Origin of the sequence: Pseudomonas emilianonis (genome assembly GCF_023072625.1) — a bacterium.
Classification (GTDB): Bacteria; Pseudomonadota; Gammaproteobacteria; order Pseudomonadales; family Pseudomonadaceae; genus Aquipseudomonas; species Aquipseudomonas paraveronii.
Map to the genome: position 1 here is coordinate 1 of NZ_JAKNRV010000265.1, position 7266 is coordinate 7266.

A 7266-nucleotide genomic window follows, 5' to 3' on the forward strand; every position below is an offset into this window, starting at 1 on the left:
CGGGGGATGTGGTTGGCGAGGCGATTGGCGAGGTCGCCGGCAACGCACTGCGTTGGCGCTACCGCCTCAACCTGGCGGTGGATGGCTCGGTTTACGAAGTCAGTTTTGACGATTGGATGTACTTGATGGACGAAGACACGTTGATCAACCGTTCGAGCATGTCCAAGTTTGGCGTCGAATGGGGCCAGGTCACGCTGTTCTTCCGTCGCCAATGAACGACCCACTGCGAGGTTGAATCATGAATATGCAAATGCTGACCGAACTGGCCGTGAAGGGTGAGGTACGAGAGTTGGAGTTGCTGTCGCTGGAGGGCGGTTTCTACATCGCACGCGTCAGCCTCGAGCATACGGCGATGACGCTGCTGGACGAGGATGCGAAGCCGATGCGCATCGGCTCCACCACGCATTTGCGCGACCTGTTGCAACGGGTTCCGCCGTTTCCTTGTGTGCTGGTGCAGCACTGCGTCCACGATGAAATGTGCGGTACACGTGAAGGACCCATCGGCGCGATGCGTATTCCGTTTACGCTGGCCCAGTCCTTCTAAGGCGCGTTTCATTCTTTGGCTGACCTTCCCGGCCAGGGAAGATCAGCCTAGTGCCTTGCGCGAAAGAACTTACGCGGCTCAATCCACACGGTCATCACAGACGGTTATCTATGCTCCAGGGCCGCCAATACGTGACCAGGATCATTGTAGAGGGCACGCAATAATGCCCTTGCCGGTCCTTCAGGTTCACGTCGCCCCTGTTCCCAGTTCTGAAGCGTTCCCACGGGCACATCAATCGCCTTCGCAAAGCGCGCTTGCGAAAGCCCCGTGAAAAAGCCGTTCGGGGTTCCTCGCGTCGGCGCGCGCTCAAGGTGCTGCAACAGGATCGCTAGCTGCAACTCAAGCAAAGTCTGAATGCAGCAGCGCCTGCGTAGCGGGATGATGTCGCCCTGTCCAACCCGCAAAACCGGGATGATTGCCATGCTTGAACCTGAACACCGAACGCCAAAACGCGTACTGCGCCAAGTGCTCGGCTGGGTGCTGGTATTGTCCTTGCTGGTCGCTCTGGTAAGGCTTCCGTTTCCCCTGGGGCTGGTCCTGGCGCTCGGGTCGATCGTTGCGTCCGCGTATGGCGTCAGGTTTGACAGGCGCCATGCCAGCCGGCGTGTGATGGTGCTGGCGTTGATCGGCACCCTACTTAACATCGTCTCGATGGTTGTGCTGGGGACCGCTTCGCCACTCATGGCGCTCCATGACCTTTCATGGCCTTATTGGTATCACTCTCTTGCCGATTGGATTTACTGGAACGTCTAAGGTGGCGGAGAATTCGACCGCAAGAAACGCAGTTTCCAGTGGAATGGGTTGCTCTAGACTGAGCCATCACCCACTCGCCCAGGAGCCCGCTCATGCCCTACGAATACACACTCATGCCCTCCCCCGTCGGCGAGCTCACCCTGGTGGCGCGCAATGGCAAACTCAACGCCATCCTGTGGGAATGCGAGCGCGCCAACCGTGTACGCCTGGGTGAATTGCACGAGGCCAATGACAACCCTGTGCTGCTGGAAACCGAACGCCAGTTGCAGGAATACTTCGCCGGTACCCGTCATCATTTCGAGCTGGAACTGGACTTCACCGGCACCGACTTTCAGAAGCAAGTCTGGCAAGCACTCCTGACCATCCCCTTTGGCGAAACCCGCAGCTACAGCCAGATCGCCCGGCAGATCGGCAACCCGAAAGCCGTGCGCGCAGTGGGCGCGGCCAATGGGCGTAATCCAATCTCGATCATTGCACCGTGCCATCGGGTCATTGGCGCGTCGGGCAGCTTGACCGGGTTTGCCGGCGGGCTTGCGGCCAAGCAGTATCTGCTCGCACTGGAAGGCACAGGCCAGGCAGAAATGCGGTTCTGAGTGCGCCGGCGACCGACCAGAACCCGGCATAAAAAACGGCGGTGGGATGAGCTCCGACCCTGAGGTATCCCCGATTTTTCTTACCGAAAATCAAGAAGTAGGAACATTGAAGAAGCCTACATGAGTCGGCAACTTGGTTTGCACCACACAAAAACAAGAAACCGAACCCATACAGGCCACCCGTTTTTTACACAGAGCGCTCGCTCAAGCACTGCCTTCAATCCATTCTCGCCGCCTGACAACGCTGATGAGTTGTGTCAGTTCGTTACTACAAGGCCGTCGCCTGACGCTGACAGCGCTGGGACGTTTTATGCCAGGTCAGGCGTATCTAAAACACGCGATCAAGCGAGTGGACCGATTGTAGGGTAATCAACACCTGAGAGCAGAGAGGCCACTGTTCTATTGGGTGATGCTGCAGGCATTATTGGGCTCCCTGAAGCATTCTTTAATTTTGGTCGACTGGTCGAGAATTGATACACCTGGCGACGCCTTTTTGTTGAGGGCTGCAGTCCCGTTTGCGGGGCGCTCGTTTCCTATTTATGAAAGCGTTCATGAGCGCTAGAGTTGCCCAAAATATCAAAGCCGCCTGATCAAAATGTTGGCTGAATTACTGCCTGATGGATGCGTTCCAGTCCTGGTCACTGATGCCGGTTTCCGGCGCCTCTGGATGAAGGCCGTAGCGGCGCAGGGCTGGTATTACGTGGCCCGAATACGAAGTCGTGAGCTCTATTGTCGCGAAGAAAATGACTGGCAACCGGTGAAAAATTTGTACGCTCTGGCTACCTCATCACCTAAGGAAACTCCGATCAACATCGCGGTGAGCGTGCTGTTAGTCGAAACAAACACGACTTTCAGCGTTGCTTAACACACAAAGGCCCGTCGGCACTGCTTCGTCGGGCTTTTCAGCCCAGATCCCCGCGTTACACGCGTAACTCGCCCATACCCATCAGCTGTTTTCGAGCCATCCAAAGGTTCGACAGAGCAAACAGCATGGTCAGTTGAGCGGTGTTTTTCATCAGCCCACGAAAGCGTACTTCCACATAACCAAACTGGCGCTTGATCACCCAAAACGGATGCTCGACCTTGGCCCGCGTCAGGGCTTTGCAGTACTCGAATTTGCGCTTGGCCTTGTAGAGTCGGCTCCGTTTATTCAGTCGTGAATAAGTGCTACGTCGCGCCGCGATCTGCCAGATCACTTTACGATTTTCGTGCTCATCACGCTTCTCGACGCCGGTGTAACCAGCGTCTGCATAGACCGCGCTTTCCTCGCCATGTAGCAGCTCAGCAACTTGGGTTACGTCAGCCACATTCGCGGCTGTGCCGTGGACGTGATGAACCAATCCTGACTCTGCAGCCGCGCCAATATGGGCCTTCATTCCAAAGAAGTACTGATTACCTTTCTTGGTTTGTTGCATCTCGGGATCGTGCTTTCCCTCTTCGTTTTTGGTCGAACTAGGAGCGTGAATAATGGTGGCATCGACGATGGTGCCCTGGCGCAGCGACAGACCTTTTTCCTGCAAGCAAGGATCGCAGGTTCGAGTTGATGCGTCTCCAGCAAGTGCCGGAAGTTCATGATTGTGGTGTCTTCAGGGATCGGCGCGCTTAATGTAAGGCGGGCGAACTGACGCATGGGAGTGATTTCATAAAGCGCTTCTTCCATGGCCGGGTCGCTCAGCGAGAACCAGTTTTGCAGCAAATGGATGCGCAACATGGTCTCCAGCGGATACGGTTTACGGCCACCACCAGCCTTCGGGTAATACAGTTCGATCAACCCCAACAAACCACTCTAGGGCACCACCTGATCCATTTCGGCAAGGAAGCGTTCACGGCGGGTTTGCCTGCGCTTGCCGGCGTATTCAAAGTCGGAAAAGCTCATCTGGCTCATGCGTGGCTCGGGTCAGGTGGTGAAAGTGTATTTCAGCACATCTGAGGACTTGTTCGGAGTTTCCCTAAGTCGTTAGGCCGTGTCGAGATGACGCGTAGCGCCCCTCACTTCATCGGTTTTTACCGCGTCCGCCATTCAGCCAAGGGGCGCAAACACCAACGCGTTACGGGCTCAATTGCCAGAAGCAAACTCAGCCGGCAGTCCGCCAAACGTGAGCGCGAGCCGTGGTTACTTGCCAGTAACTTGTCGCAAATCGAGTGGAGCCCAGCAAAAATCGTGGCGATTTATAAGCGCCGTATGTAGATCGAAGAAGGCTTCCGAGACGTAAAAAGTGAACACCTGGGATTGGGTCTGAATCTGCATCGAAGCCATTGTCCAAAGCGCATCGAAGTATTGTTGTTGATTGCCATTTTGGCCAACTACCTCATCTTCTTAGCGGGGTTGCAGGCACGGGAGAACCAATTGGAGCGGCGCTATCAAAGCAACAGCCTCAAAGAAAGGCGAGTACTTTCATTGTGACGTTTAGACCTGGAGTATTGGCGCAGTTGCACTGATTTCGGTGACCGAGAACACTTGGAAATATTGGAGCATGCTCTGCGTGATGAGGTGCATCATCAGGCGCAGAGCTTGGAGTAAATTTGTGGGGATCCCTCAGGGTCAACCCCCTATTCCCATGGCCCGCTGGCATGCTGCTTTCGAAAAAGCTTTCCCTCTCAGTCAGAATCAATTTGCTCATGCTTATGGGGATATTTGTGCAAAGAGAATGAGAGTTTGAACGCGGTTCACTAGCCTGTCACAGAGAGGTAGAAATATCTCATTTCTCGGGTGCTAAATATTGTTAATTCAGATTGGCTATAGTGATAATCGAGAATTTTTATAAAGAACTGTTAATTCTTACAGTTTTCGGTTTTTTTCTTGGCACCCATACTGAAATCGCCCAATACGAAAATCACTAAGTGGAGTACATCATGGTCAGTTCTTATCGAAAAGGCTGGGCGGCAAGCTTTTTGTTTTCGCTCCTAATGCTGACGGTGAATAAGATGAACTATGCAAAAGCCATGTACGATTATGACGATCAGGACCTTGTAGCAGGTTTGCCAATCGCTGGTTGCATGGAGGAAAATAAATGGGAAGAAAGCTCGTTTCGGCCTATAGATGAATATAAACTTAATTTGGGCGCACTGGGTTTGCTTGCTAATAACAATAGGGTCGTATTTATCCCTGCTCCGATATACGATGCCATCATTGAATGCATAAGGTATGTGTATGGCAATAGCCCAATTCCTAATCGGAACAAGTTCTACGTCGAAGACAAAGTGGCTTTTCACATTGGGTTTGGTTTGTCGAATGGTAAATATGTTATTAGTTTTTTGTTTGCTAATGTTGCGCTCGTTAATGATTCACACATAGTAAATGTGTACACAAGAACACCCGCTTACCCTGGAGCTTGTGATGACGTGACAGACCCGGTTTCTAAAAAATGGTGCATGGGAGAGCTAAATTTTAAAAACGGCGATCCGACAAAAACCCATCTCTGTACCAATAGCTACCAAGACCCTTGCGGTTCACGATATATAAAAGGCATGGGAGGATATTACCCAGCAAATTAATTTCCGAAAATCACAGTAGGGGGTTCGCGTCCAAAATTTCAGGGCTGAAGGTGAAGAACTTGGGGGCTATTTTAGAAAAGTTTACCTATTGGTCTGTCAGACTCCTAACCGTGAACAAAATATGGGCTACCGAAGGAGTAAATGGTCTGGGTGGCCATCGTACTTTCATTGTGGTGTTTAGGCCTGGAGTATTGTCGCAGTTGCACTGGTTTAGGTGACCGAGAACACTTGGAAATATTGGAGCATGCTCTGCGTGATGAGGTGCATCATCAGGCGCAGAGCTTGGAGTAAATTTGTGGGGATCCCTCAGGCTCCAACCGCCGTTTTCCATATCAAGTACAGGCCTCAACCGTCGCCTTGATGGCCTTTGCCGTAGGTAGAGGCCAAGGCGCGAGCCTTTTGCAGACGCTCTTCGAGCTTGGGCAGCGTCTCATCCACCAGCGCCTTTATTTCCGGAACATCCGACGCGGCCCCTTCCTGTTTGAACAGGGCGATAGCGTCTTCATTTTCCTTGACCTGCTGCGCAGTGTAGGCGGCGTCAAAGGAGTCACCGTCCTTGAGCTCGGGCATCAGGGTTTCGGCTTTATCGACGATCTTCTCGCGCGGCGCCACGGGCAGGTCGAGCTTCTTGGCGATGGCCGCCAGGTGTTGGTTGGCCAAGGTGCGCTCGTTGATCACCTCGATGGTGTAGTCCTTGATTTCCTGGGACGAGGTTTTGGCGTGAGCCATGCGGCTGGTTTCGATATCGGCCATGCCTTTGGCCGACGCCTGCTCGATGAATTCAGCCGGCGACTGGGCGAAAGCATTGCTGGCGCCGAGGCCCAGCAGCATCGCGAAACTGGCGGTGCGTAACCGGATAGCCATGCGGCTCATGATGGGTTCCTCCAGGGCAAAAATAGATGCGGGGACAGACACCCCGCTCTGGATTCGAATTTTAACAGCTGCAAAGGTTTAGAAAAAACTTGCCCGTGCGACGAACGGTCGTGGCCGCCTCAGGCCGGTTTACTGCCGAACAGGCCCGGCAACGCGTGGGCCAGCGCATTGATGGCGAAGCCGATAAACATCACCCCGCAGAGCTTGGTGATCAGGATTTCGTGACGCTGATACACCGTGCGCACCCGCTGTGCGCCCACCACGCCGATCAGAATCGCGTAGGCCAACAGCCCACCGATAAAGCTCAGCAAGATCAACGACGGCAGCATTGCCCAGGTCAGCAACTCGGCACGGCTGGACAGCAACGCGGTAAACGTGGCGACCGCCACCGGGTACGCCTTGGGGTTGGTCAGGCCAAATAGGATGCCGTGCCAGAACGGATGCCGCGCCGCGCCCTGGGGGGCATCGCTGCTACGGCGCTGGGTACGGATCGCGCGCCAGCCCAGCCAGAACAGGTACGTGCCACTGAGCACGCCCAGCACATCAAACGCGCTGCTGCCGACTTCCCGCGCCCCCACGATCGCAATCAGCGCCGTGCTGCACCACAGCACATCGCCGAGCAAATGCCCGCACAGAAAACCGGCCCCGGCGCGACGGCCCCGGGCCGCGCCAATACCGAACACGGCCAACACCCCCGGACCAGGCGTAATGCCGTAGATAAAACCCGAAGCAAGGACAGCGAACAGTAAGGACGGGGTCATGGGCGCGACTCTGACAAACGGTTGAGAGGTGGAGGGATTCTGCACGTTCCCGCGCTACGGGTAAAACTGCATACCGGCATAAGGCTTGGCGCGACAGGCTTGCAGGCGCGAGGCCAGATCACCGACATGGGCTTCGAGCTTGTGGCCATCGGGGTCGAGAAAATAGAACGAGGCGCCCTCGCTGCGGTTGTCGCGCCACTCCACTACGCCAGCAGCTCGCAGGCGTTGCACCAGCGCGGCGAAGTCG

At 54.7% G+C, this 7266-nt stretch carries 8 protein-coding genes and 5 pseudogenes; 8 read left to right on the plus strand and 5 right to left on the minus strand.

The annotated features are described in order from the left end of the window. Together L9Z73_RS21685 and L9Z73_RS21690 are read left to right on the plus strand one after the other, a co-directional pair. On the plus strand, positions 1-215 hold a 215-nt coding region (locus tag L9Z73_RS21685; protein WP_247405276.1), incomplete at its 5' end, for a DUF3833 family protein. A gap of 23 nt (positions 216-238) precedes the next feature. Beyond that, positions 239-544, plus strand: a complete 306-nt coding sequence (locus L9Z73_RS21690) for a DUF6482 family protein (protein ID WP_247405278.1) — start codon at positions 239-241, stop codon at positions 542-544. A gap of 104 nt (positions 545-648) precedes the next feature. Here L9Z73_RS21690 and L9Z73_RS21695 read toward each other — a convergent pair whose 3' ends face one another. Beyond that, positions 649-966, minus strand: coding sequence for a helix-turn-helix domain-containing protein (locus L9Z73_RS21695; protein ID WP_247405280.1), 318 nt, complete (start codon positions 964-966; stop codon positions 649-651). Between L9Z73_RS21695 and L9Z73_RS21700 the strand changes: the two genes are divergently transcribed. The 3 genes and pseudogenes from L9Z73_RS21700 to L9Z73_RS21710 all read left to right on the plus strand — a co-directional run. Beyond that, positions 965-1297: a hypothetical protein gene (locus L9Z73_RS21700; protein ID WP_247405283.1), complete on the plus strand. Its 333-nt coding sequence runs from the start codon at positions 965-967 to the stop codon at positions 1295-1297. The genes L9Z73_RS21695 and L9Z73_RS21700 overlap by 2 nt on opposite strands. 92 nt (positions 1298-1389) lie before the next feature. Then, entirely contained in the window at positions 1390-1890 is a 501-nt protein-coding gene (locus L9Z73_RS21705) for a methylated-DNA--[protein]-cysteine S-methyltransferase (RefSeq protein ID WP_247405286.1), read from the plus strand. A gap of 169 nt (positions 1891-2059) precedes the next feature. Next, positions 2060-2686 (plus strand): annotated as a pseudogene (locus L9Z73_RS21710) (IS4 family transposase); the annotation flags it as partial. Positions 2687-2810: 124 nt separating this feature from the next. On the opposite strand, the pseudogene L9Z73_RS21715 reads toward L9Z73_RS21710, so the two are convergent. Then, positions 2811-3775, minus strand: a pseudogene (locus tag L9Z73_RS21715) (IS5 family transposase). 48 nt (positions 3776-3823) lie between these two features. Between L9Z73_RS21715 and L9Z73_RS21720 the strand changes: the two are divergent. The 3 genes and pseudogenes from L9Z73_RS21720 to L9Z73_RS21730 all read left to right on the plus strand — a co-directional run. Beyond that, positions 3824-4411 (plus strand): annotated as a pseudogene (locus tag L9Z73_RS21720) (transposase); the annotation flags it as partial. A 332-nt stretch (positions 4412-4743) separates the two neighbouring features. Beyond that, positions 4744-5385: a hypothetical protein gene (locus L9Z73_RS21725; RefSeq protein ID WP_247405289.1), complete on the plus strand. Its 642-nt coding sequence runs from the start codon at positions 4744-4746 to the stop codon at positions 5383-5385. Between the two features lie 159 nt (positions 5386-5544). Then, a pseudogene (locus L9Z73_RS21730) lies at positions 5545-5676 on the plus strand (IS4 family transposase); the annotation flags it as partial. 54 nt (positions 5677-5730) lie between these two features. On the opposite strand, the gene L9Z73_RS21735 reads toward L9Z73_RS21730, so the two are convergent. From L9Z73_RS21735 to L9Z73_RS21745, 3 genes and pseudogenes are all read right to left on the minus strand, one after another. Further along, on the minus strand, positions 5731-6258 hold the full coding sequence (locus L9Z73_RS21735) for a DUF4142 domain-containing protein (protein WP_016975135.1): 528 nt from the start codon (positions 6256-6258) through the stop codon (positions 5731-5733). Between the two features lie 119 nt (positions 6259-6377). After that, positions 6378-7019, minus strand: a complete 642-nt coding sequence (locus tag L9Z73_RS21740; protein WP_247405292.1) for a LysE family translocator — start codon at positions 7017-7019, stop codon at positions 6378-6380. A gap of 54 nt (positions 7020-7073) precedes the next feature. Continuing rightward, positions 7074-7266: pseudogene (locus L9Z73_RS21745) on the minus strand (glutathione transferase); the annotation flags it as partial.

What these genes read in the sequence shown, in the direction of transcription:
- L9Z73_RS21740 (WP_247405292.1), bottom strand. Translation starts at nt 7,019, where the DNA reads ATGACCCCGTCCTTACTGTTCGCTGTCCTTGCTTCGGGTTTTATCTAC.
- L9Z73_RS21725 (WP_247405289.1), top strand. Translation starts at nt 4,744, where the DNA reads ATGGTCAGTTCTTATCGAAAAGGCTGGGCGGCAAGCTTTTTGTTTTCG.
- L9Z73_RS21690 (WP_247405278.1), top strand. Translation starts at nt 239, where the DNA reads ATGAATATGCAAATGCTGACCGAACTGGCCGTGAAGGGTGAGGTACGA.
- L9Z73_RS21705 (WP_247405286.1), top strand. Translation starts at nt 1,390, where the DNA reads ATGCCCTACGAATACACACTCATGCCCTCCCCCGTCGGCGAGCTCACC.
- L9Z73_RS21700 (WP_247405283.1), top strand. Translation starts at nt 965, where the DNA reads ATGCTTGAACCTGAACACCGAACGCCAAAACGCGTACTGCGCCAAGTG.
- L9Z73_RS21695 (WP_247405280.1), bottom strand. Translation starts at nt 966, where the DNA reads ATGGCAATCATCCCGGTTTTGCGGGTTGGACAGGGCGACATCATCCCG.
- L9Z73_RS21735 (WP_016975135.1), bottom strand. Translation starts at nt 6,258, where the DNA reads ATGAGCCGCATGGCTATCCGGTTACGCACCGCCAGTTTCGCGATGCTG.